Annotated in this window: 25 protein-coding genes; 17 read left to right on the plus strand and 8 right to left on the minus strand. The window is 45.8% G+C overall.

Features of this window, described 5'->3' with window-relative positions; translation table 11 throughout:
- Entirely contained in the window at positions 1-1,071 is a 1,071-nt protein-coding gene (locus tag ACF8OV_RS15715) for an AI-2E family transporter (protein WP_005457764.1), read from the plus strand.
- A 123-nt stretch (positions 1,072-1,194) separates the two neighbouring features.
- Here ACF8OV_RS15715 and bcp read toward each other — a convergent pair whose 3' ends face one another.
- Both bcp and ACF8OV_RS15725 read right to left on the minus strand, forming a co-directional pair.
- Positions 1,195-1,665: a thioredoxin-dependent thiol peroxidase gene (bcp, locus tag ACF8OV_RS15720; protein WP_005481097.1), complete on the minus strand. Its 471-nt coding sequence runs from the start codon at positions 1,663-1,665 to the stop codon at positions 1,195-1,197.
- Positions 1,666-1,681: 16 nt separating this feature from the next.
- Positions 1,682-2,224, minus strand: a complete 543-nt coding sequence (locus ACF8OV_RS15725; protein ID WP_005465166.1) for a glycine cleavage system protein R — start codon at positions 2,222-2,224, stop codon at positions 1,682-1,684.
- 611 nt (positions 2,225-2,835) lie between these two features.
- Between ACF8OV_RS15725 and dapA the strand changes: the two genes are divergently transcribed.
- On the plus strand, positions 2,836-3,714 hold the full coding sequence (gene dapA, locus ACF8OV_RS15730) for a 4-hydroxy-tetrahydrodipicolinate synthase (protein WP_005457716.1): 879 nt from the start codon (positions 2,836-2,838) through the stop codon (positions 3,712-3,714).
- 52 nt (positions 3,715-3,766) lie between these two features.
- Positions 3,767-4,786, plus strand: a complete 1,020-nt coding sequence (bamC, locus tag ACF8OV_RS15735; RefSeq protein WP_005494324.1) for an outer membrane protein assembly factor BamC — start codon at positions 3,767-3,769, stop codon at positions 4,784-4,786.
- Positions 4,787-4,920: 134 nt separating this feature from the next.
- Here the strand turns inward: bamC and ACF8OV_RS15740 are convergent, their stop codons facing one another.
- The 4 genes from ACF8OV_RS15740 to ACF8OV_RS15755 are packed head-to-tail and all read right to left on the minus strand — an operon-like array spanning position 4,921 to position 7,361.
- Positions 4,921-5,124: a DUF2897 family protein gene (locus ACF8OV_RS15740; protein WP_025592195.1), complete on the minus strand. Its 204-nt coding sequence runs from the start codon at positions 5,122-5,124 to the stop codon at positions 4,921-4,923.
- The gene (locus ACF8OV_RS15745; protein ID WP_258495831.1) at positions 5,121-5,822 is read right to left on the minus strand and encodes a M15 family metallopeptidase; all 702 of its coding nucleotides are present in this window, start codon (positions 5,820-5,822) and stop codon (positions 5,121-5,123) included. Before ACF8OV_RS15745 ends, ACF8OV_RS15740 begins: the two co-directional genes overlap by 4 nt.
- Positions 5,823-5,854: 32 nt before the next feature.
- Positions 5,855-6,991, minus strand: a complete 1,137-nt coding sequence (gene dapE / locus ACF8OV_RS15750; RefSeq protein ID WP_258495833.1) for a succinyl-diaminopimelate desuccinylase — start codon at positions 6,989-6,991, stop codon at positions 5,855-5,857.
- Between the two features lie 19 nt (positions 6,992-7,010).
- Complete coding sequence (locus ACF8OV_RS15755; protein ID WP_005484501.1) at positions 7,011-7,361, minus strand: ArsC family reductase; 351 nt, start codon at positions 7,359-7,361, stop codon at positions 7,011-7,013.
- 295 nt (positions 7,362-7,656) lie between these two features.
- On the opposite strand from ACF8OV_RS15755, the gene ACF8OV_RS15760 reads away from it, so the two are divergent.
- Positions 7,657-7,944 carry a helix-turn-helix domain-containing protein gene (locus ACF8OV_RS15760; RefSeq protein ID WP_005494336.1) on the plus strand — a complete coding sequence of 96 codons (288 nt, stop codon included), beginning with the start codon at positions 7,657-7,659 and terminating at the stop codon, positions 7,942-7,944.
- 34 nt (positions 7,945-7,978) lie between these two features.
- On the opposite strand, the gene ACF8OV_RS15765 is transcribed toward ACF8OV_RS15760, so the two are convergent.
- Together ACF8OV_RS15765 and ACF8OV_RS15770 are read right to left on the minus strand one after the other, a co-directional pair.
- Positions 7,979-8,311 (minus strand): DUF4156 domain-containing protein, encoded by a 333-nt coding sequence (locus ACF8OV_RS15765; RefSeq protein WP_025637365.1) that lies wholly within the window; start codon positions 8,309-8,311, stop codon positions 7,979-7,981.
- Positions 8,312-8,314: 3 nt separating this feature from the next.
- Positions 8,315-8,671: a DUF2956 domain-containing protein gene (locus tag ACF8OV_RS15770; RefSeq protein WP_020838654.1), complete on the minus strand. Its 357-nt coding sequence runs from the start codon at positions 8,669-8,671 to the stop codon at positions 8,315-8,317.
- A 144-nt stretch (positions 8,672-8,815) separates the two neighbouring features.
- Between ACF8OV_RS15770 and ACF8OV_RS15775 the strand changes: the two genes are divergently transcribed.
- The 13 genes from ACF8OV_RS15775 (at position 8,816) to fliE (ending at position 22,465) form a co-directional block, all read left to right on the plus strand.
- Entirely contained in the window at positions 8,816-9,301 is a 486-nt protein-coding gene (locus tag ACF8OV_RS15775) for a DUF2919 domain-containing protein (RefSeq protein ID WP_029839121.1), read from the plus strand.
- A gap of 45 nt (positions 9,302-9,346) precedes the next feature.
- Positions 9,347-10,249 carry a Dyp-type peroxidase gene (locus tag ACF8OV_RS15780; protein ID WP_005457759.1) on the plus strand — a complete coding sequence of 301 codons (903 nt, stop codon included), beginning with the start codon at positions 9,347-9,349 and terminating at the stop codon, positions 10,247-10,249.
- A 149-nt stretch (positions 10,250-10,398) separates the two neighbouring features.
- Positions 10,399-11,532, plus strand: a complete 1,134-nt coding sequence (locus ACF8OV_RS15785) for a flagellin (RefSeq protein WP_025610744.1) — start codon at positions 10,399-10,401, stop codon at positions 11,530-11,532.
- A gap of 263 nt (positions 11,533-11,795) precedes the next feature.
- Positions 11,796-12,932, plus strand: a complete 1,137-nt coding sequence (locus tag ACF8OV_RS15790) for a flagellin (RefSeq protein WP_005481079.1) — start codon at positions 11,796-11,798, stop codon at positions 12,930-12,932.
- Between the two features lie 287 nt (positions 12,933-13,219).
- Entirely contained in the window at positions 13,220-14,350 is a 1,131-nt protein-coding gene (locus ACF8OV_RS15795) for a flagellin (RefSeq protein WP_005457770.1), read from the plus strand.
- Between the two features lie 80 nt (positions 14,351-14,430).
- On the plus strand, positions 14,431-14,865 hold the full coding sequence (gene flaG / locus ACF8OV_RS15800; RefSeq protein WP_025623306.1) for a flagellar protein FlaG: 435 nt from the start codon (positions 14,431-14,433) through the stop codon (positions 14,863-14,865).
- Between the two features lie 20 nt (positions 14,866-14,885).
- Positions 14,886-16,886 (plus strand): flagellar filament capping protein FliD, encoded by a 2,001-nt coding sequence (gene fliD / locus ACF8OV_RS15805; RefSeq protein ID WP_021822575.1) that lies wholly within the window; start codon positions 14,886-14,888, stop codon positions 16,884-16,886.
- A gap of 3 nt (positions 16,887-16,889) precedes the next feature.
- Positions 16,890-17,195, plus strand: a complete 306-nt coding sequence (locus ACF8OV_RS15810) for a flagellar protein FliT (RefSeq protein ID WP_005457717.1) — start codon at positions 16,890-16,892, stop codon at positions 17,193-17,195.
- A 12-nt stretch (positions 17,196-17,207) separates the two neighbouring features.
- Complete coding sequence (gene fliS / locus ACF8OV_RS15815) at positions 17,208-17,618, plus strand: flagellar export chaperone FliS (protein WP_005433081.1); 411 nt, start codon at positions 17,208-17,210, stop codon at positions 17,616-17,618.
- 288 nt (positions 17,619-17,906) lie between these two features.
- The gene (locus tag ACF8OV_RS15820) at positions 17,907-19,373 is read left to right on the plus strand and encodes a sigma-54 dependent transcriptional regulator (RefSeq protein WP_005481102.1); all 1,467 of its coding nucleotides are present in this window, start codon (positions 17,907-17,909) and stop codon (positions 19,371-19,373) included.
- Positions 19,374-19,549: 176 nt separating this feature from the next.
- Positions 19,550-20,581 (plus strand): PAS domain-containing sensor histidine kinase, encoded by a 1,032-nt coding sequence (locus ACF8OV_RS15825; RefSeq protein ID WP_005457625.1) that lies wholly within the window; start codon positions 19,550-19,552, stop codon positions 20,579-20,581.
- 36 nt (positions 20,582-20,617) lie between these two features.
- Positions 20,618-22,027 carry a sigma-54 dependent transcriptional regulator gene (locus ACF8OV_RS15830; RefSeq protein ID WP_258496249.1) on the plus strand — a complete coding sequence of 470 codons (1,410 nt, stop codon included), beginning with the start codon at positions 20,618-20,620 and terminating at the stop codon, positions 22,025-22,027.
- Between the two features lie 126 nt (positions 22,028-22,153).
- Entirely contained in the window at positions 22,154-22,465 is a 312-nt protein-coding gene (gene fliE, locus ACF8OV_RS15835) for a flagellar hook-basal body complex protein FliE (protein WP_005457685.1), read from the plus strand.
- Positions 22,466-22,478: the final 13 nt, after the last annotated feature.

Below are 22,478 nucleotides of genomic sequence, written 5' to 3' on the forward strand. Positions count from 1 at the left end.
ATGTTCGAAATGGTAAGTCGTTGGTATCAACGCCGCTTCTCAGATCCCCACGCAGTAAGCCTTGTCGCCATTTTGCTGTTTGGTTTTATCACCATTTACTTCTTTGGGCATTTGATTGCGCCATTGCTGGTGGCGATCGTATTGGCATATCTCCTAGAATGGCCAGTGGTTAAATTGTCTCGTATGGGTGTGCCTCGCACCTTATCAGTGATTATTGTTCTCTTGATTTTTATCAGCATCATGTTGATCGCCTTATTTGGCTTGGTTCCGACGATCTGGACTCAGGTTGGCAACTTAATCAACGATATTCCGAACATGTATAACGGGCTGCAAAAGTTCATCATGACGTTGCCTGAGCGCCATCCGGAGTTGGCTAACCTACAAATTGTAGAAACCGTAGTGACTAACGCGAAAAACCAAGCACTAGGTTTGGGTGAAAGCGTGGTAAAAGGCTCACTTGCATCGTTAGTCAGTATTGCCACATTGGCGGTGTACTTGATTTTGGTGCCGCTGCTGATTTTCTTCCTGCTTAAAGACAAAGAAGAAATGCTTAGAATGGCGAGCGGCATTTTGCCGAAAAACCGTAAGCTAGCGAACAAAGTTTGGCACGAGATGAACGAGCAAATCTCGAACTACATTCGCGGAAAAGTGCTGGAAATCTTGATTGTTGGTGGCGTGAGCTACGTAACATTCGCGATTCTAGACCTACGTTACTCCGCGCTCTTGGCCGTTGCTGTAGGTTTGTCGGTATTGATTCCATATATTGGTGCAGCAGCGGTAACCGTACCGGTTGCGATTGTTGGTTTGTTCCAATGGGGCATGACGCCACAATTCTACTGGTTGCTGCTGGCTTACGGCATCATCCAAGCGCTAGATGGTAATGTGCTTGTGCCAGTTCTATTTTCAGAAGCGGTTAACCTTCACCCGGTTGCGATTATTGTTGCGGTACTGGTGTTTGGCGGTTTGTGGGGATTCTGGGGAGTCTTCTTTGCGATCCCATTAGCGACGTTAGTGAAAGCCGTTTGGAATGCGCTACCAAGCACCGAAGAAAGCGAACCCGTCCAAGAGTAACGCGTTAGACATTGAGCAAAGCTCAGTAATTATTCGATTGAATAAAAAGCCCAGCAATCAATGCTGGGCTTTTTCGATTCTTAGAACGTTAACTTTTAACGTATGACTCTAAACGAGCTCGCATTAGGCGTTTTCGTTTAGGTAGTTCAGAACCACTTCGTGGTGATCTTTCGTTTTGAACTTGTTGAATACGTGCTCAATCACGCCTTCTTCATTAATTAAGAAGCTGATGCGGTGAAGGCCATCGTAAACTTTACCCATAAATTTCTTTTCGCCCCACACACCGAATTGTTCAGCAACAGCGTGGTCTTCGTCAGACAGTAGCGTGAAGTTTAGCTCATCACGTTCAATGAACTTTCCTAGGCGCTTAACTGGGTCGATACTGACACCCAGAACAACCACGTTGTGCGCATCTAGTTCTGCTTTTACATCACGCAGGCCCTTTGCTTGCGTGGTACAGCCTGGAGTCATGGCTTTTGGGTAGAAATAGAAAAGGACTTTCTTGCCTTTAAAGTCATCAAGAGTAACAGTATTGCCGTCTTGGTCGAGCAAAGAGAAGGCTGGCGCTGGCGAGCCTGCTGTCAGCGTATTCATTATAATTTCCTTTACTTTATAGTGTGTTTTTAATGAAATTCAGAGAACCTTGTACGTTGAGCGACTTACAAAGTTCATCGAAATCTTCTTGTAATTGCATCAGGTTGCAATCGGCACTGACTGATGCGGTGATCGCAATATGAAATTGGTCAGCATCAAGCTGCAGTTTGGATTTGCTAATGGTTTGTGCGCTGAGCGAATCTAAGCCAATTTGTTGGTCTGCGAAGAACTGAGTAAATTTCTCTGTCAGTCCTGGACGATCTTCAGATTCGATAAAGACTTCCATCGTGTAACTGTTGTCGAGCAGCTCGTGCGCAGACGTTCGCTTCATGATGGTGATTAGGTCATGTTCTTGCCCTAATAGTGGCAGCTGTGTTTCAACACGAGTGATGTGACTGGCATTTCCAGTCAGTAGCATGATCAGAGTAAATTCATTGCCAAAGATAGCGATGCGGCTATCAACGATGTTACAACCAGCTTGAGTCACGAGCTTAACCACTTGGTTACAAATGCCCGGACGATCCGTTCCAACTGCTGTAAGTACCAGATGTTGCTTCATAAATAAGCTTCTTGTCCTTTCTTCAATAGAGAGATGTTAGCACAGATATCGAAGAGAAATATCGAGTGAGTTCTTTTTTTAGTTCGCAGGATAATTGAGATTAAAAAAGGTGAAGTGCTAAGCAGTGAGTATGGGGTAGACTGGGACACAGAAGGCCATCGAGCAGGGAAAATGCTGAAAATAAGCACAATATGAGCAGTGAAAACTTGGCGAGCCGCTATCAGTGGTTTATTTGGCGCTAAACTAGCCTTTTTATTCACTAAAACCTGACTTGATAAATGTCGCTAAAGCGTATATTTCTGAGCGTAACAATAGGCCGCAAAAATTCTTTGGTGAAGTTACCCGTGGCCTGTCGCCTAGATAATTAAAGGGCACATATCCAAGTCATTCTCGCTAAAACAAGCCTTTTCAGGCTGCTAAGGCACAGAACCAGATAACCAAGATGATTATCAAAATTGCTGGGAATAAGACCAAATTGCGCAATTAAGTTGCTAGACCTCTAACAACTGATAATTATTCATTCATTTGTACTTTGTAAGCGAGTTTACGCTCTTGTGTTTTTCAATCGCATTACAGTACCATGCAGAAAGAGTTAAATGAGGGAGATAAACATGTTTTCAGGAAGTATCGTAGCGCTGATTACACCATTCAAAGCAGATGGTGAAGTAGATTTCGACGGTCTACAAAAGCTAGTGGAGTACCACATCGAAGCGGGTACAGACGGTATTGTGGCAGTAGGCACGACAGGTGAGTCAGCGACACTGACCATTGAAGAGCATGTAAAGGTCGTTAATAAAACTGTTGAGTTTGCCAACGGTCGCATCCCTGTGATTGCCGGCACGGGTGCAAATGCAACCCACGAAGCCGTGACATTTAGCAAATTACTCGCGGATTCTGGTATCGCAGGTTTCTTGAGTGTGACGCCTTATTACAACAAACCAACACAAGAAGGTTTGTTCCAGCATTACAAAGCGATCGCAGAAGCGAGTGACGTACCTCTAATTTTGTACAATGTACCGGGTCGTACTGCCGTAGATCTGCAACCTGAGACAGTGGCACGCTTGTCAAAGCTTGATAATATCGTTGCTCTAAAAGATGCGACGGGCGATTTGAGCCGAATTGCACTTCACCGTGAACTTTGTGGCGAAGATTTTATCTTACTAAGTGGTGATGATGCGACGGGCTTGGAATTCGTGAAACTGGGCGGCAATGGTGTTATCTCGGTAACGAACAATATTGCAGCGAAAGACATGGCAGACATGTTCCATTTGGCAAGTGAAGGTAAATTCGAAGAGGCAGAAATCATTAACCAACGTTTGATGACTCTGCATAAAAACTTATTCGTTGAATCAAGCCCGATCCCTGTAAAATGGGCAGCGCATAAGCTGGGTTTGATTGAAGAAGGTGGCTTGCGTCTTCCTTTAACCGCACTTTCTGAAAAATCGCAGCCGATCGTGGAACAGGCGTTGACAGACGCAGGTATTTACTAGGATTGAAGTTCATACTGGGGGCGATTAAGCCCTCAGTGTTTTAGGAGTATAGATGAAGCTTTCAAGCCAGTTAGTGTTAAGTTCATTAGCTGTATTCGTATTGACTGCCTGTTCAGGTGGTGCCAACCAACGTCGTCAAGCAAAAGACGATTTCGAGTATTTGAACACACCAGCTCTAGAGGCATGGAACGTTCCGCAAGGAGCTCAACCTCAGTTCTACCCAAACTATGACATTCCTCAGGGCAATTATGCGGGTGGCTTAGGGAAGTCGGTTGATATCCGTCCACCTCAGCAAGTACTTGAGTTGATTCCTGGTGCGCGCCTAGATCGCAGTAGTAACGGTGAAGTGACACTTTGGCTATTGCGCAAAGATGAGCTAGATAAAGTTTGGCAAACTGTGCAAGGCATGGTTGAAGCAAGAAAAATTCCAGTGGAAAGTCAAACTGATTCTCGAATCGAGACAGGTTGGGTAACGTGGAACTCTCCTGACGAAGAGCTAGAAATTGGTAGCCGATACGAGATCTCTCGTGCAGAAGCAAATGGCCGACACGGTTTCAAAGTGAGCTTAATTGACTGGCGTGAAGGCGATCAAGTTAAGGAAGTGACTGCGACTAACCGCGAGCGTTACAACGTGTTCATGACTAACTTAGTAACGGCTCGTTACGATCAAGAAGTTCGTGAAGAAGCGCAGCGTAAAGCTCAAGAGTTGGTGAAACAGATTCCTGTCACGATGGGCAAAGACCGCAGTGGTCTGCCTGTTATCATCGCTCGTGCGCAATACAATGTATTGTGGCAGCGTTTACCGAACATTCTGCCTAAGATGGGCTTCACGATTGAAGAGCGCAGCCAGTCACAAGGTACGGTAACAGCGAAGTATGCATCTCCAGATGATGAATTCTGGAATGAAATTGGCGTGAAGCCAGTCGACCTAAAAGCAGGTAAATACACCTTCTTGCTAGGGGACTTGGGCAACCGCACTTCTATCAACATTACCGATTCATCAGGCAAACCTGTTGAAGAAGAGTTCTTGAAATCACTGGTGCCAGTTCTTGGTGCGGTGGTGAAAGAGTAAGTTAGATTGTTGAATTGAAAAGAAAAAAGGGACCATTCGGTCCCTTTTTTGATCGTTTTTCATTGCTCGGAGCACAGTTGAAATTACAGCATTCAAATGCATAACTCAATTAGCAAGAGCGACTAGAAAGCCGCTTATTTTTGTTCGTGCTTGCTACTTTCATTGTTGCCATAACGCTCTTTATCTAGCTCGTTTAGACGATCTAAATCGTTCTTGCGACCTTTATCCATTTGGTTGAACTTCATTTTGGCGGTGTACTTCAGAGCGGCAATGTTCCCGATGATCACACTCAATACCACAATGATGATCACCCAAGGGTTGGTAAGAAATTCGATCATAACGCCTCCGGCGGTGGGGTGATATTGCGAATATAGGTAGATAAGATGCTATCTAAATTATTCAGTATCGATTCTAACCCTGCAATGTTGTGTTGTTGATTTTGTCGAACCAGCTCATCTTTTAGCATTTCGGTGTTCAGTTGAGCAGCACATTGTTGACCGATGGCTTTGTGGCTAATGTGCCAAGGTTCAATGGCGACGCCACCTAAATCTTGAAGATAGGGGAAGAAAAAGCCGAACTCATCAATGTGATCTTTTAGCCAACAATAAAACGCCAGCTGATGACCTTCTAGATATTCCCAAGGTTCCAATTGCAACTTGGTGCCTGGTGGAAGTAAATTGCGAGCATACACATCGAAATCACATCCCCAATGATGGCGACTTCCTCCTGGCAAAGCCGACCAGCGAAGAATGGCCTTTAGTTTTTCTTCGTCACTTAACGCAGCCTTATTTAAAGGCAGCGAGTTAGAATCTAAAATCGGCAACTCACCTTCGAACTTCCCATTCCAAATTGCTCGCTGGCGAGAAAAGTCTCGAAAGCCACTGGCAATTTCCATTTTAAATCCCGCTTTTGTTGCTGCTTCGATCATATTGAGCAGATCGTTCGCGACATCGGGATGCATTAAAAAAGCCTTCTGACCAACCATGGTTGATTGAAGGTGAGAATCGGTCGTTCCGGTGAGTTGCGCAGGAGTCATGGTATGCTCATCAATGGGTTAACTACGTGCGATTACTTCGCGAGTAGGTGTTTTAAGGTGTTTTCGTACATGTCAGTCAACTTCTCAAGATCGTCCACTTTTACGCATTCGTTCACTTTGTGAATCGTGGCATTGACAGGTCCAAGCTCAACGACTTGACCGCCCATGCGAGCAATGAAACGTCCGTCTGACGTCCCCCCCGTTGTGAGCAGCGCTGGTTTGGTGTTGTTCACTTCCGCTACTGCAGCGACCACAGCATCAAGTAGGGCACCTGTGTCCGTTAAGAACGGGTCGCCGTTGAATGTCCAATGTAGTTCGTAGTTGAGATCATGCTTATCCAGTGTTTCTGTTACGCGCTGGACGATAGTGTCATTGTTCAGTTCGGTGCTAAAACGTAGGTTGAATTGAACGTTGAACTCGCCAGGAATCACGTTAGATGCCCCTGTACCCGCAGATACATTGGGAATCTGGAAGCTTGTTGGCGGGAAGTAATCATTGCCTTTATCCCACTCTGTTGTTGCCAGTTCGTGGATGGCAAGTAGCGATGCGTGAACAGGGTTATTAGCGAGGTGAGGATAGGCCACATGGCCTTGCGTGCCTTTTACAGTTAGGTCTCCGGTAATCGAACCACGGCGGCCATTTTTCACAACATCGCCCACAATTTCTGTACTAGAAGGCTCACCAACGATGCACATATCGATGTTCTCACCACGTTCCATCAGCGCTTCTACGACGCGAACGGTACCGTTAATGAAAGGACCTTCCTCATCAGAAGTGATCAAAAAGCCAATCGAGCCTTTGTGATCTGGGTGCTCGGCAATAAAGCGTTCAACGGCCACTACCATCGCCGCCAAAGAGCCTTTCATATCGGCCGCACCACGACCATGAAGGTAGCCATCGATGATGGTTGGCTCGAACGGTGGTGTACCCCATTGTTCTAGCTTGCCTGCGGGTACGACATCTGTGTGACCTGCGAAAGCAAACAATGGCGCTTCGTTACCGCGACGCGCCCAAAAGTTGGTGGTGTCTTCAAACACCATAACTTCAATTTCAAAACCGAGCGCTTTTAAACGTTCGATCATTAGGTCCTGACAACCTGCATCTTCAGGTGTTACGGACTGGCGGCTGATCAGGTCTTTTGCAAGTGCCAGTACTGGACTGTCTGTCATCCTTGAGTCTTCCTTACATTTATGAATTAAAAATCGTAGCGTATTGGTCTGCTTTGAAACCGATATGGAGTTGGCCGTCTACGTTCAGAATTGGGCGCTTAATCATCGCTGGGTTGTCAACCAACAGCGCAATAGCATTTTCTTCGTTAAGCGTGTCTTTTTGTTCTTGAGTCAGTTGGCGGAACGTGGTGCCACGTTTGTTGAGAACTTGTTCCCAGCCTAGCGCCTGACAAAATTCAGTCACCATTTGAGCATCAATACCTTGTTTGCGGTAGTCGTGAAAATCAAACGCAATGTTTTCAGCTTCCAACCATTTCTTTGCTTTTTTGATGGTGTCGCAGTTTGGAATGCCGAACATGGTAATTGTCATAATGTTTCCCTTTTTTATTCTGTTTTTACTCTCTAGAGCGCAACGCGCTTTGGGGAGGTATTTCTTGGCTGATTCAGCATCCTATCAAGAAGCAATCAAACTGACAAAACGCTGTGGAGAATAATTTTCATATAGAAGTAGATAACTGGTCTCACATGCCAAAACAGAACTTAATTTGGCATAAAGCGGATAAAAAAACGCCTAAATCAAGTGGAAAAGTCGAGTTATTGATCAAACGCAACATCTTACTTGGCAAAAACGAAATAATGATTCAGCACAATTTTAGGAGGTGTCAATGGAATTGAGTCCTGTTTTTGCAAGGCGGCTATATTTGGCCTTGTTGGTGGAAAACCTAGAAAGGCCGAATGTGCCAAAGTTGATCGAAAAAACGGGGTGGCCTCGTCGTACAATTCAAGATGTACTAAAGGCATTACCGGGGATCGGCATTGAACTCATATTCGTTCAAGATGGCCGACGTCATAATGACGGCTATTACCAACTTTCGGATTGGGGACCTTTTGATAGCCAATGGGTTTTAGATCGGGAGAGAGATATCGCTAGCAGTCTTGGATTTCGTGCATAAGCCAGCAATCGCTGGCTTTTTTCATTTCTAGGCGTCACTCATTGCAGAGGTAAGCAGAACCCAGCACGCTAAATGAGGTGATGAAATCTTGCGGAGAAACCATGAACACTGTGTCCGCGCCGATGGCCTCAGCATTGTTTTTTAAATCATTCATCGCCCCTTGCATCATCGCGTCATTGGTCATGAAAATGTAGTTATACCAATGGCCCTCGCTTCCAGTGACTTCACCTTTGTATTCGCATCGCTCAGGGTTGAACTGACCGTCAATGCGAATATGAACATCTTGGCTTTGAGCATGAATCACGTGAGAAGGCATCGTACACCCAGCGAGAAGTACGACAAAAAATCCAAGTAATACCTGTTTCATCCGTTATTTACCCAACATAATGTAAGCCGCAAAGCCAATCCAACTTAACGCAAGTAGCGCCCAAGGCAGCTTACTTGAGAAGTGGTTTGGCGAATCATCCGTGATGTTATCTGACTCGATAACATCTTCTTCATGTTGGCGCAGCTTTTCACGCTGCTGTTTTTTCTTTGCTTTATCTGCTTGACGATTTCGCTCTTTTTGCTGTTTTTTGTATTGAGCGATGCCTTTTTCGATACCTTGAGCAATCAGTTTGGTTTGTTCTTTCGTTTGACCCGGTTTCTGTGTCGCTTTTGCGATCTTCATGGCTTCGGTTTGAGTTTCTAGAGAAGGAACTGGGGTTGCAGGGGTTCTTTTTTTCATGTTTCTCATCGACGTCACTGTAAATCTGCGTTTAGTTTACCTGTGTAAGATGATGAAATGAACTTTAGTTCTCATCTTTGCTTGCTTGCAACTCTGAATCGATCGGTTAAAGTGGCGTTTTTATGAAACTAAGAAGACGATATTGTGCGCTACTCATTTGACCAATATGACGCTCATGGATTTTTGAAAGCGCCTATTCTTGTTTGGCTAGGATGGATGTTTCTGGCTCGCTCTTGGGTGGTTTTTGCAATGGCGGGTGTCAGCCGAGAAAGCGGCAGCAAGCTTTTGTCCATTGTCTATCCTGATTCCAGCACGTTGTATTTAGGTTTGTCGATTGGTATTCCAAGCCTGTTATTGATGTGGCTGATGGGATTGCGTCACCCAGATCGTGGTTGGGTAAATCAAATAACGCGATATGGCCGTGAGATGACTTTGATCTTGTGCGGTATTCAACTCGCTCAGACCATGTATCATGTGTACCTAGAACATGGTGTATTCAATTGGGCAAATGCCCTAACCATCACCTTATTAACTTGGTTTATGATCTATCTTCTCAACGGAAGATGGGTAAAAGACTGTTTTAACGTGCCACAGCTTAAGCACGATGCGAAACAGCCTTCAAAAAATTAAAAACAATAATTTCCCGCAATGGGGCAAAGTATAGAGGATACCTCAATGTCACAAGCTCAAACGGCGATCGTGCCAGAAGCAGGGCCATTTGCACTGTACACTCAACTAAAAGTGAACCAAAACCGTGAAAACGTATTGGCGAAACTGAAAGCGCTTCCTGAGCTGGTTAAAGACTTAAACAACAGTCAACCGGGCGCTAATCTGACGATTTCCATCGCATTCACCAAATCATTCTGGCAGCACCTAAATATTGACGCACCAGAAGAGCTGATTGATTTCCCACAACTTGGTGAAGGCGACATTATTGCACCAACAACAGATGTTGATGTGCTTATTCACTGCCATTCTACTCGCCACGATTTGCACTTTTACGTATTGCGCAAATTCCTAACCGATATTGCAGAAGATGTGACGGTCGTGGATGAAACGTACGGCTACCGCTACCTAGATGCACGTGACATGACGGACTTTATCGATGGCACAGAAAACCCGAAAGGGGACGCTCGCGCTGACGTAGCATTGGTAAAAGATGGCCCATATGCTGGTGGTAGCTATGTTATGGTTCAACGTTTTGAGCACAACTTGCCAGCTTGGAATCGCCTAAATATCAAAGCTCAAGAGAAAGTTATTGGTCGCACCAAACCAGATTCAGTCGAGCTAGAAGACGTACCGGCAGCATCTCACGTTGGTCGAGTTGATATTAAAGAAGAAGGTAAAGGTTTGAAGATTGTTCGTCATAGCTTGCCATACGGCACAGTGACTGGCGCGCACGGTCTGTTGTTCATCTCTTACTGCAATACCCTTCACAATATCAAAGTGATGCTAGAGAGCATGTACGGCGTAACCGACGGTAAAACAGACCAACTGCTTCGCTTCACTAAAGCGGTAACAGGTGCGTACTTCTTCGCTCCTTCACAAGAAATGCTAGCAGAATTGGCCATTAAGTAATTAATAGTTAAAAGTTTCCAAAGCCCTCCATTCGGAGGGTTTTTTGTTTTCTATTCTCTCATTCCAATCTCTTTTCAAAAAACACTAAATCTTTCTGTTTCTTGGTCGATAAGTATCCAAAGCCTTAATTTATTTGGAGTCTGTGTCTCTTGGCTATCACCGTTAATACCAATGTTGCAGCACTTGTCGCACAACGTCATTTGACCAGTGCAACGGATATGCTGAATCAATCCATGGAGCGTTTGTCTTCAGGGAAGCGTATTAACAGCGCAAAAGATGACGCGGCAGGCCTGCAAATCTCCAATCGTCTGCAATCACAAATGCGTGGTTTGGATGTGGCGGTTCGTAACGCTAATGATGGCATCTCTATCATGCAAACCGCAGAAGGCGCGATGAATGAGGTGACGAACATCATGCAACGTATGCGTGATTTGTCGCTTCAGTCGGCTAATGGCTCAAACAGCCAAGCCGAGCGTACCGCGTTGCAAGAAGAAGTCACCGCGTTAAACGATGAGTTGAACCGCATTGCGGAAACCACATCTTTTGGTGGACGCAAACTGTTGAATGGCACATTCGGCAAATCGTCTTTTCAAATCGGTGCTGCTTCTGGTGAAGCCGTACAGATTGAGTTGAAATCGATGCGTACTGACGGGTTGGACATGGGGGGCTTTAGTTATGTTGCTCAAGGGCGTGCTGATTCTGATTGGCAGGTAAAAGAGAACGCCAATGATCTGACGATGTCTTTCACCAACCGTTCTGGCGAGACGAAAAAAATCCAAATCAATGCCAAAGCCGGTGATGATATTGAAGAACTCGCGACCTACATTAATGGTCAAACCGACAAAGTGACGGCTTCTGTTAATGAAAAAGGCCAGTTACAGATCTTTATGGCAGGAGAAGAAACCGCCGGAACGATTTCATTCTCAGGAGATCTTGCGAGTGAGCTTGGGATGTCGTTGAAAGGTTATGATGCGGTCAATAACTTGAACATCACAACCGTTGGTGGGGCGCAGCAAGCTGTCGCTGTACTAGACACGGCGATGAAATTTGTCGATAGCCAACGTGCCGAGTTAGGTGCATATCAAAATCGCTTCAATCATGCGATCAATAATCTAGATAACATCCACGAAAATTTAGCGGCATCGAACAGTCGTATTCAAGATACTGATTACGCCAAAGAAACCACGCAAATGGTGAAGCAGCAGATCTTGCAACAAGTCAGTACCACTATTTTAGCCCAAGCTAAACAGGCGCCAAATCTCGCTCTTACCTTGCTTGGTTAGGTGATTTGGATTCTTAATTTCAACGCAAAATCAGGTTGTATCGACAGCTCGAAAAGAAGCTTTAGCGAAAAATTGAAGTTTTTTTGCTTTTTTATCTGCTTCATCACGATTCCCTTTCCAAACGAACTTTTTTCAAAAAAATCCAAAAAATTCCCTAAAGAAATCAGGTTGAGCGCCGTTAATAAAAGTAACTTTGAGAGAACTACTTGGTTTTCCGAGACGTCGGAAACCGCTACATCGGAAAATCAATTGGAGAAATCACCATGGCAGTGAATGTAAACACTAACGTATCAGCGATGACCGCTCAGCGTTACCTAAACAACGCAAACTCAGCACAACAAACCTCAATGGAGCGTTTGTCTTCGGGTTTCAAAATCAACAGCGCAAAAGATGACGCTGCGGGTCTACAAATCTCGAACCGTTTGAACGTACAAAGCCGTGGCCTGGATGTGGCTGTTCGCAACGCGAACGACGGTATCTCTATTGCACAAACTGCTGAAGGTGCAATGAACGAGACAACCAACATCCTACAACGTATGCGTGACCTGTCTCTACAATCAGCAAACGGCTCAAACTCGAAAGCAGAGCGCGTTGCGATTCAAGAAGAAGTGACAGCACTAAACGACGAACTAAACCGTATCGCAGAAACCACATCTTTTGGTGGTAACAAGCTACTAAACGGCACACATGGTGCGAAATCGTTCCAAATCGGTGCTGATAACGGTGAAGCAGTAATGCTTGAGCTTAAAGACATGCGTTCAGACAACAAAATGATGGGTGGTGTGAGCTACCAAGCTGAAAGCGGTAAAGGCAAAGACTGGAACGTTGCACAAGGCAAAAACGACCTAAAAATCAGCCTAACTGACAGCTTTGGTCAAGAGCAAGAAATCAACATCAACGCGAAAGCGGGCGATGACATCGAAGAGCTAGCAACGTACATCAACGGTCAAACAGACCTAGTGAAAGCGTCAGTAGACCAAGATGGCAAACTGCAAATCTTTGCTGGTAACAACAAAGTAGAAGGCGAAGTGTCATTCTCTGGCGGTCTGTCTGGTGAACTAGGCCTAGGCGACGACAAGAAAAACGTTACGGTTGATACTATCGACGTAACTTCAGTTGGCGGCGCACAAGAATCAGTCGCGATCATTGATGCGGCACTGAAATACGTAGACAGTCACCGTGCAGAGCTGGGTGCATTCCAGAACCGTTTCAACCATGCAATCAGTAACTTGGACAACATTAACGAAAACGTGAATGCGTCGAAGAGCCGTATCAAAGATACCGACTTCGCGAAAGAAACGACGGCAATGACCAAGTCACAAATTCTATCGCAAGCGTCAAGCTCAATCCTTGCGCAAGCGAAACAAGCGCCAAACTCAGCGCTAAGTCTTCTAGGTTAATTTTAAACCTAAGACGAGAACCTCATTGGCTCGTGGTGAGAGATGAGCGAGTAAACCCAGCTTCGGCTGGGTTTTTTTCTGCCTTTAAAAGAGCGAAGGTATTCATCAAAGACAATATTAGAGCTCCATCACACTTCAGTAAGCCAAAGAAAATAATCGCAAAAAATTGAAAATTTCTCCTAAAGGATATGCATACGTCGCCGTTAAAGGGACTGAGAGAAATGAGATGTACCTAAGTGAGGTGAGAGACACGACGGTACATTCACTAAGCCTTAAGGAGATCAATTATGGCGATTAACGTTAATACTAACGTTTCTGCGATGACCGCACAGCGTTACCTAAACCACGCGGCTGAAGGTCAACAAAAATCAATGGAGCGTTTGTCTTCGGGTTATAAAATCAATAGCGCGAAAGATGATGCTGCTGGTCTACAGATTTCAAACCGTTTGAACGCTCAAAGCCGTGGCCTAGACATGGCGGTGAAAAACGCGAACGACGGTATCTCCATTGCACAGGTTGCTGAAGGTGCAATGAATGAATCTACCAACATCCTACAACGTATGCGTGACCTATCGCTTCAATCTGCGAACGGTTCTAACTCAAAAGCAGAACGTGTAGCGATCCAAGAAGAAGTAACAGCGCTAAACGACGAACTAAACCGTATCGCTGAAACAACCTCTTTCGGTGGTAACAAACTGCTTAACGGTACGTACGGTACTCAATCTTTCCAAATCGGTGCGGACTCTGGCGAAGCAGTAATGCTTTCTATGGGCAGCCTACGTTCTGATACTTCAGCAATGGGTGGTAAGAGCTACTCAGCAGAAGAAGGTAAAGATGCATCTTGGACAGTTGGTGATAAAACTGAGCTTAAAATGAGCTACACCAACAAACAAGGTGAAGAGAAAGAACTTACCATCAAGGCTAAGCAAGGCGACGACATCGAGCAGCTAGCAACTTACATCAACGGTCAAAGCGAAGATGTTAAAGCGTCTGTTGGTGAAGACGGCAAGCTACAAGTATTTGCTTCTACTCAGAAAGTAAATGGTGAAGTTGAGTTCTCTGGCAACCTAGCTGGCGAGATCGGTTTTGGTGATGCGAAAGACGTAACGGTTAAAGACATCGATGTAACAACGGTTGCAGGCTCTCAAGAAGCTGTAGCAGTTATCGACGGTGCACTTAAATCAGTAGACAGCCAACGTGCGTCACTAGGTGCTTTCCAGAACCGTTTCAACCACGCAATCAGCAACCTAGACAACATTAACGAAAACGTTAATGCATCTAACAGCCGTATTAAAGATACTGATTACGCGAAAGAAACAACAGCGATGACTAAGTCGCAAATTCTTCAGCAAGCAAGTACTTCAATCCTGGCTCAAGCGAAGCAGTCACCATCTGCAGCGCTAAGCTTGTTGGGCTAACAAGGTCGACCCAGCCTAGTGCTTAGGTCACCAAAACGATAGATCCTATCGTTAGCTCATAAGGTGGAAGGGAGATTGTAATGGAAATATCCTCCTACGCATCGAACATCCAGCCTTACGGCACACCGAATGGCACAAATGTTGCAAATAAAAATGGCAACGGCATAGGTACGCCTAGCACAGCAAGTTCAACCGGTGACGTTTCGCCGCAAAAAGCGAAAGGCACCGAGCACGACTTCTCTGTTCAAGCGGCAATCGAGATGGCGGAAAGCCGTCAGGAGCTAAACAGAGAAGAACGTGAAAAAATGGTCGAACAAATGAATGAGTTTGTCTCGTCCATCAACAAAGGAGTAGCGTTTCGTGTGGATGAAGAATCCGGCAGAGACGTTGTGACGATTTACGAAGCCAATACTGGTGATGTGATTCGTCAATTTCCTGATGAAGAACTGCTAGTGGTATTGCGTCGCCTAGCTGAGCACACAGCTAACAGCGGTTTGTTAGTTGAAAAAGTGTAAGTCGTTTTTGAGGTGATTTAATGAGTTTAGGCCCTGTGGGGATGTCTGGCGGCATGGATATTAATTCCATGGTCAGCAAAATTGTGGATGCGGAACGTGTGCCTAAGCAGCAACGCATCGACAACGATCGCACGACAATCAATGCCAGTATCAGTGCCTATGGGCGACTCAGAGAATCGTTGGATACGATGAAAAATCTCATGGCGAACTTTCGTCAGGAGAAAGCGTTTGCCGTCCGCACGGTTGAAACCACGGACGACAATATCGTATCGGCCACCGCAACCACTGACGCTATAGCCGGTAAGTATGCTATCGATGTGTTGCAGCTTGCACAGAGCCACAAAGTCGCTTCTGATGTATTGCCAGAAGACGCAAAATTTGGTCCTGGTAAGCTGCAGATTTCGCTTGGTGATGACCGTTTTAATATCGAGGTTCGTTCTCGATCTAAGCTCATCGATGTCGTACGCGGCATCAATGGCGCTAAAGACAACCCTGGCGTTCGTGCTTCCGTCATTAATGATGTCGAAGGACCGCGTCTCATCCTTGCCTCAAACCTCTCTGGTAAGGATCATCAAATCAAAGTCAGCGTGGAAGCCGAAAGAGGCAACCCTCTGAAATATTTCGAATACCAAACACTTGAAGACCGAGTTAACGCGCTTGAAGAAGCACGTGCCGCGGCAGAAGAAGTGTTAGGGCCATTACAAGCTCCGCAACAACCGGATCAACCAGAAATTCTGGATGAGAACGGCAACCCTCTACCTCCAGAAGCGCAAAAAGCGGCAGATAATGCACAAGATGATGCATCGCAAGAGCCGATCTCTGCTGCTGGTGCAGAGGCTGCTAAAGCCGGACAAGAAGCCATTGATAAGGCCAATCAACGCTCGAGCTTGCGACCTGAGGAGCGCATTCCAGGTTGGACAGAAACTGCGTCAGGCACCTTACTGGATTCATACGAAGAGCCAGAACTGGAACTGGACGAAAAGGCGATAGAGAAAGCGCCGGATGTTCCAGGTTGGAATAATGCCGCCTCAGGCACATTGACGGATTCTTACGTTACGACCAAAGAAGCTAAGCAGCTCCTAGAACAAGAAAAAGCAGAAATCGAGCAGAAAATTGCGGATGAAAAGCAAGAACTCGACGCAAAAGTCGAACGTGGTGAGCTTTCCGAAGAGCAAGCCAAGCAAATTCATCGTGCGAAACTCGATCCTCAAGAGCGTGAACGTCTAGAAAAAATCGACGAAGCAGAAGCCAAAATCGCAAAAGCGCAATCCTCATTCGAAGAATACCTTGGTATGACAGAGGTACAAGCAGGGCAAGACTCTGAAGTGCTGCTTGATGGCGTGGCAAAACTTTCAAGCCATAACAACGTAATTGAAGACGCCATTGAAGGCGTAGATTTGACACTTAAAGGCAAGTCAGAACCAAACAAGCCGCCTGCAGAAATCGGTGTCGAGTACGACCGTCAAAGTGTACGCAGCGACATCGAAAACTTTGTTTCGGCGTACAACTCGTTTTACCAAACTTCGCAAGCACTCTCGAGTGTGGACCCAACTACCGGCCAAAAAGGGCCGCTAGCTGGTGACAGCACGGTGCGAAGTGCCGATTCACGATTGAAAGCCGTCTTTTCAAGCCGAATCGATCAAGCACCAGAAAATCTGAAATCATTGACAGAATTTGGCATTACCACGACGCGTCAAGGCACGCTTGAAATCAACTATGACATGCTTGACCGTCAGTTGAATAATAACTTCAACGAGTTAGAAAAATTTTTCGGTGGTAACACTGGTTTTGCGAAGCGTATCGAAGATGCGATTCACGGCATCACCGGTATTACGGGCAGCATTCGTACGCGAGAGAAAAGTCTCACAGAACAAAACTACCGTTTGAATGATGACCAAGCGGCATTAGATCGCCGCATGGAAGGGCTGGAAAAGCGTACCCATGCGAAATTTACCGCGATGCAAGACGCGACAGGTAAGATGCAGGGGCAACTTGGGGCTCTTATGAGTGCGTTAGGTTAATAAATGCAAAATGAACTCATAGAAATTAGTGATATAGATCAACTAATTACGCAAGAGCTGGAAAAAGTTGACTTTAATACTGAAGAAATTCTTCGCTTGGTCGATATCAGGGAACGGTTATTGCAAAACCTGTTACCAATTATTCAACAAAATCCCTTGGTAAAGCAGGATGCAGAGTGGCAAGACTTGCTGACTCGTACCAAAAGAATTGTCGAGCTGATGCAATCAGAAACGTCAAAGGTCGGAAAAGAGCTTCACAAATTCCGTTATGGCCAACGTTCGCTTCAGCAGTACAAAAAATTTATTTAAAAGAGGATTACTATGCGCGGTTCTTTGCAAGCATACAAAAAAGTATCAGTCGACAGCCAGCTGAGCGCGGCTTCTCCGCACAAAGTCATTCAAATGCTTATGGCTGGTGCAATTGAGCGCCTTATTCAAGGCAAAGCAGCCATGCAAGCAGGCAATATCCCAGCAAAAGGCGAGCGTTTAGGTAAAGCACTCGACATTATTATTGCGCTACGCAGCTGTTTGTCGATGGAAGATGGTGGTGACATCGCTTCAAACTTAGATTCATTGTATGAGTTTATGATCACGCAGATTTCTGCGGCAAACCACCAGAATGATCCACAGCCGATCGACGACGTTATTGACATTATTCGTGAGATTAAATCCGCTTGGGATCAGATCCCAACAGAGTTCCACAACTTGACGGCAGCAGAAGTCGGCATTTAATAATCAAAACAATGCTTTAGGATCGACTTAAAACATTAAGACTGCATTAGCAACAAGTTGCGCATGAAAGTTACAATCGAGCTCACACCTCTATATTGCTTGGTTGCCTTATTTTCATATTCAAATAAAATAGAAGCCATTAGTAGCCCTAATGGCTTTTTTTGTTGCTGATTTTCCTATTTTGTCGATCGTAAATTGAGTGTGGTGTTTCCGCCTTCTTTAGCACCCAATTGCGCAAATCCAGGTTTGGCCGCAACGCACCTAAAATAAAGGCAATCATTCTTACTTATGCAAGGTTTGGCAAAGCTGCTTGTAATTGATGATGACGCATCAAGTCGTTTGAATTTAAGCAATATATTGGAATTTGTTGGAGAAAGTTGCGAAGCTGTCGGTTCTGAACAGCTAGGCGATGTTGATTGGTCTAGCGTATGGTCAGGCTGTATCGTTGGCAATATCTCAGCAGGTCGAGCGGCAACTGCCGTGATGGCTCGTCTCAACGATGCATACCATATCCCACTTCTTGTCTTGGGCAGCTTTCCTTTGCCTGTGGACGATCTCCCAAACTTTGTTGGCGAATTAGAGCAACCGCTAAATTACCCACAGCTTAGTGAAGCGTTACGTCACTGCAAAGATTTTCTTGGCCGTAAAGGGGTCAATGTTGTTGCTAGTGCGCGTAAAAACACGCTGTTTCGTAGCTTAGTAGGGCAGAGTCGCGGTATTCAAGAAGTTCGTCATCTTATTGAGCAAGTATCGGGTACAGAAGCCAATGTCTTGATCCTTGGTGAATCGGGTACGGGTAAAGAAGTGGTAGCACGTAACATTCACTACCATTCGTCATACCGCAATGGTGCGTTTGTGCCAATTAACTGTGGTGCAATCCCACCGGAGCTACTCGAAAGCGAATTGTTTGGCCACGAAAAAGGCGCGTTTACTGGTGCGTTAACGGCGCGTAAAGGTCGATTTGAATTAGCAGACGGTGGCACGATCTTCCTTGATGAGATTGGTGACATGCCAATGTCGATGCAAGTGAAGTTATTGCGTGTACTTCAAGAACGTTGTTTTGAGCGAGTTGGCGGAAACTCGACAATCAAAGTCAACGTGCGTGTGGTCGCTGCGACACACCGTAATTTGGAAAGCATGATCGAAGAAGGCACGTTCCGTGAAGATTTGTTCTATCGTTTGAACGTTTTCCCAATCGAAATGCCAGCGCTAAAAGAGCGTAAGCAAGATATCCCATTGTTATTGCAGGAGCTGATGACACGTCTGGAAGCCGAAGGCGGCCAGCCAATCTGTTTCACGCCGCGTGCGATCAACTCTTTGATGGAACACCACTGGCCGGGTAACGTGCGCGAGTTAGCTAACCTTGTTGAGCGCATGATCATTTTGTACCCAAACAGTCTGGTTGATGTGAACCATCTTCCGACGAAATATCGCTACAGTGATATTCCAGAGTTCCAACCTGAAGGTAATCCGTTCACTTCGATTGAAGAGCAAGAGCGCGATGTGTTCCAAGACATCTTCTCGGAAGATTTCAGCTTTGACGAGCAAAGCGATCTGGATCACAACATGAATGCGCCTCAAGCGTTGCCACCAGAAGGGGTGAACCTAAAAGAGCTGTTGGCAGATTTGGAAGTCAACATGATCAGCCAAGCGTTAGAAGCGCAAGGTGGGGTCGTTGCAAGAGCTGCAGATATGCTGGGTATGCGCCGTACAACGTTGGTTGAGAAAATGCGCAAGTATAATTTACAGCGTTAGATCGAGCTTCAGTTCAATCACAAAAGTTATCTTTTCTGACATTAAAATCAGACATTTCTCGGTGTCAACTTATTGTCGATAACATAACGTCATGATAAATATAAAAAATAGCTTGGTACGCTAATTGCTTACCAAGCTATTTTACTTTTTAGTGGCGATATTTCGACAGGCAGTGAATGGACAATAACACCAACCAATCCCATTTAGACTCAGTAGAAAACCAAGTTGAGCGCTATAAGCAGGTATTGGATGTGATGCCCGCAGGGGTTATTTTGCTCGACACGTATGGTGTTGTGCGAGAAGCCAACCCCGAGGCGCACCGAATTCTAGAAATCCCACTGGTTAACGAGAAATGGTTCAACATCATTCAAGCGGCTTTTGATCCGCGTGAAGATGATGGCCACGAAGTGTCACTGCGTAATGGCCGCAAAGTGCGTTTGGCGATTTCTGCCTCCGCGACAGGGCAGCTGATCCTCATCACCGACTTAACCGAAACCCGTTTACTGCAAGCTCGTGTGAGTGATCTACAACGTCTTTCTTCATTAGGTCGTATGGTTGCATCGCTAGCGCATCAAGTGAGAACGCCGTTGTCGAGCGCAATGTTGTACGCCTCTAATTTGGGCGCGCCTAATCTTCCGCCAGCGACCAGAGAGCGCTTCCAAAGTAAATTAATGGATCGACTGCACGATTTGGAGAAGCAGGTTAATGATATGCTGCTTTTTGCCAAAGGTGGTGATAATAAAGTCATTAAGCCATTTACGATTGCTCAATTGGTTGCTGAATACCAACCAATGGTCGAAACTGCTCTTAAAAACAACAACATTGATTACTTCCTCGAAGTAGAAGAAGAACAGACCGAACTGCTTGGCAACGCGAATGCTATCGCCTCTGCACTGAGTAACTTGGTGATGAACGCGATTCAAATGTCAGGCAAAGAGTCGCAAATCGACATCTTTTTCCGCCCGGTGAACGGTGAACTGCGCATTTCTGTGCAAGACAGCGGCCCGGGTGTACCACAAGAACTACAGGCCAAAATTATGGAGCCATTTTTTACCACGCGTTCTCAAGGAACCGGGTTAGGGCTGGCTGTCGTTCAAATGGTTTGCCGTGCCCATGACGGCCGATTGGAACTTATTTCAGAGCAGGGTGATGGAGCCTGCTTTACCATGTGCATTCCGCTGGAGCGAGTGCAATCAGAAGCGCAATAAGCGGCTTCTGGTAATAACAATTACTGGAGAATCAGAATGGCGCAAAGCAAAGTGCTGATCGTAGAAGACGACGAAGGTCTTCGTGAAGCCCTCGTGGATACTCTGGCTCTGGCAGGGTATGAATGGTTAGAAGCCGATAGTGCAGAAGACGCATTAGTAAAGCTGAAATCAAATGCGGTTGATATCGTGGTATCTGACGTGCAAATGGCAGGTATGGGTGGCTTAGCGCTGCTTCGTAACATCAAACAAAATTGGCCGAACTTACCAGTGTTGCTAATGACGGCTTACGCCAATATCGAAGATGCCGTTTCTGCAATGAAAGATGGCGCGATTGATTACATGGCGAAACCATTTGCACCAGAAGTGCTGCTTAATATGGTAAGCCGTTATGCTCCTATCAAAAGTGATGACAACGGTGATGCTGTCGTTGCTGATGAAAAGAGTCTGCGCTTACTTGCTTTGGCTGACAAAGTGGCTCGCACGGATGCGAACGTGATGATCTTAGGCCCAAGCGGTTCGGGTAAAGAAGTGATGTCGCGTTACATTCACAAAGCATCAAACCGTAAAGACGGCCCATTCGTTGCGATTAACTGTGCGGCGATTCCTGACAACATGCTGGAAGCGACGCTATTCGGTTACGAAAAAGGTGCATTCACTGGTGCTGTTCAAGCGTGTCCGGGTAAGTTCGAGCAAGCGCAAGGCGGCACAATCTTACTTGATGAAATCAGCGAGATGGACTTAAACCTGCAAGCGAAGTTATTGCGTGTTTTGCAAGAGCGCGAAGTAGAGCGTCTTGGTAGCCGTAAGAGCATCAAGCTAGATGTTCGTGTGTTAGCCACCAGTAACCGTGATCTCAAACAGTATGTGTCGGAAGGTAACTTCCGTGAAGACTTGTACTACCGCCTGAATGTGTTCCCAATCGCATGGCCAGCGCTGAATGAGCGTAAAGGGGACATTGCGCCACTTGCGAAGCATCTTGCCGAGCGTCACTGTAGCAAAATGGGTATGCCTGTTCCTCAGTTCTCGCCAGTTGCAGTGGAAAAACTATTGCAGTACCCATGGCCAGGTAATGTTCGAGAGCTGGATAACGTTGTACAACGCGCGCTGATTTTGAGTGAAAACGGCGATATCGGTGCAGAGCACATCTTGCTAGAAGGCGTGGATTGGCAAGATGCCAACAGCTTGCAATACGTTGTGCAAAGTGCAGAAGCATTGGTCCCTGATGTCAAGCCTGTTGCTCAAGCTGAATCCGTCAACCGCGTTAACACTGGCGGCGAGGGGTTGGGTGGCGAGCTGCGCGATCAAGAGTACGCGATCATTCTAGAAACCTTGGTGGAATGTAGTGGCCGACGCAAAGAAATGGCAGAGAAATTGGGCATAAGCCCACGTACTCTGCGCTACAAACTTGCCAAAATGCGTGACGCGGGTATAGATATTCCGAGTTAGGTTTCACACGCGTAGCCATAAGACAAAAGTGTGAGTAAACTATACTGCTGGCGTCTTATGGCACATAAATTGCTGTGTCAATATTTAGTTTAAATAGATAGTCAAACTTTTGGCTCAGAGGTGATAATGAAAGTTGATGGTATTCAGGCCGAAATGCGCGCCATGATGGTTGAAGCGACCAACACCACTCCGACAGGAACGGGTGCGAAAGTGGGTGCAGATTTCAATGATCTCCTAACCAAAGCCATCAATAACGTAAACTCACTTCAAAAATCATCTGGCGATCTACAAACGCGTTTTGATCGTGGTGATGCCGATGTTTCCTTATCTGACGTCATGATTGCTCGTAACAAATCCAGTGTTGCTTTTGAAGCCACTGTTCAAATCCGCAATAAGCTCGTTGAGGCCTACAAAGACCTCATGAACATGCCAGTGTAATTTAGGTAATAAG

Origin of the sequence: Vibrio sp. GLN_1, from assembly GCF_043106015.1 — a bacterium.
Lineage (GTDB): Bacteria > Pseudomonadota > Gammaproteobacteria > Enterobacterales > Vibrionaceae > Vibrio > Vibrio parahaemolyticus.

What these genes read in the sequence shown, in the direction of transcription:
- ACF8OV_RS15765 (WP_025637365.1), bottom strand. Translation starts at nt 8,311, where the DNA reads ATGAAACAGGTATTACTTGGATTTTTTGTCGTACTTCTCGCTGGGTGT.
- fliE (WP_005457685.1), top strand. Translation starts at nt 22,154, where the DNA reads ATGAAAGTTGATGGTATTCAGGCCGAAATGCGCGCCATGATGGTTGAA.
- bamC (WP_005494324.1), top strand. Translation starts at nt 3,767, where the DNA reads ATGAAGCTTTCAAGCCAGTTAGTGTTAAGTTCATTAGCTGTATTCGTA.
- ACF8OV_RS15760 (WP_005494336.1), top strand. Translation starts at nt 7,657, where the DNA reads ATGGAATTGAGTCCTGTTTTTGCAAGGCGGCTATATTTGGCCTTGTTG.
- ACF8OV_RS15745 (WP_258495831.1), bottom strand. Translation starts at nt 5,822, where the DNA reads ATGACTCCTGCGCAACTCACCGGAACGACCGATTCTCACCTTCAATCA.
- fliS (WP_005433081.1), top strand. Translation starts at nt 17,208, where the DNA reads ATGCGCGGTTCTTTGCAAGCATACAAAAAAGTATCAGTCGACAGCCAG.
- ACF8OV_RS15830 (WP_258496249.1), top strand. Translation starts at nt 20,618, where the DNA reads ATGGCGCAAAGCAAAGTGCTGATCGTAGAAGACGACGAAGGTCTTCGT.
- ACF8OV_RS15795 (WP_005457770.1), top strand. Translation starts at nt 13,220, where the DNA reads ATGGCGATTAACGTTAATACTAACGTTTCTGCGATGACCGCACAGCGT.
- bcp (WP_005481097.1), bottom strand. Translation starts at nt 1,665, where the DNA reads ATGAATACGCTGACAGCAGGCTCGCCAGCGCCAGCCTTCTCTTTGCTC.
- ACF8OV_RS15810 (WP_005457717.1), top strand. Translation starts at nt 16,890, where the DNA reads ATGCAAAATGAACTCATAGAAATTAGTGATATAGATCAACTAATTACG.
- ACF8OV_RS15825 (WP_005457625.1), top strand. Translation starts at nt 19,550, where the DNA reads ATGGACAATAACACCAACCAATCCCATTTAGACTCAGTAGAAAACCAA.
- flaG (WP_025623306.1), top strand. Translation starts at nt 14,431, where the DNA reads ATGGAAATATCCTCCTACGCATCGAACATCCAGCCTTACGGCACACCG.
- dapA (WP_005457716.1), top strand. Translation starts at nt 2,836, where the DNA reads ATGTTTTCAGGAAGTATCGTAGCGCTGATTACACCATTCAAAGCAGAT.
- ACF8OV_RS15770 (WP_020838654.1), bottom strand. Translation starts at nt 8,671, where the DNA reads ATGAAAAAAAGAACCCCTGCAACCCCAGTTCCTTCTCTAGAAACTCAA.
- ACF8OV_RS15790 (WP_005481079.1), top strand. Translation starts at nt 11,796, where the DNA reads ATGGCAGTGAATGTAAACACTAACGTATCAGCGATGACCGCTCAGCGT.
- ACF8OV_RS15725 (WP_005465166.1), bottom strand. Translation starts at nt 2,224, where the DNA reads ATGAAGCAACATCTGGTACTTACAGCAGTTGGAACGGATCGTCCGGGC.
- fliD (WP_021822575.1), top strand. Translation starts at nt 14,886, where the DNA reads ATGAGTTTAGGCCCTGTGGGGATGTCTGGCGGCATGGATATTAATTCC.
- ACF8OV_RS15820 (WP_005481102.1), top strand. Translation starts at nt 17,907, where the DNA reads ATGCAAGGTTTGGCAAAGCTGCTTGTAATTGATGATGACGCATCAAGT.
- ACF8OV_RS15740 (WP_025592195.1), bottom strand. Translation starts at nt 5,124, where the DNA reads ATGATCGAATTTCTTACCAACCCTTGGGTGATCATCATTGTGGTATTG.
- ACF8OV_RS15715 (WP_005457764.1), top strand. Translation starts at nt 1, where the DNA reads ATGTTCGAAATGGTAAGTCGTTGGTATCAACGCCGCTTCTCAGATCCC.
- ACF8OV_RS15780 (WP_005457759.1), top strand. Translation starts at nt 9,347, where the DNA reads ATGTCACAAGCTCAAACGGCGATCGTGCCAGAAGCAGGGCCATTTGCA.
- ACF8OV_RS15755 (WP_005484501.1), bottom strand. Translation starts at nt 7,361, where the DNA reads ATGACAATTACCATGTTCGGCATTCCAAACTGCGACACCATCAAAAAA.
- dapE (WP_258495833.1), bottom strand. Translation starts at nt 6,991, where the DNA reads ATGACAGACAGTCCAGTACTGGCACTTGCAAAAGACCTGATCAGCCGC.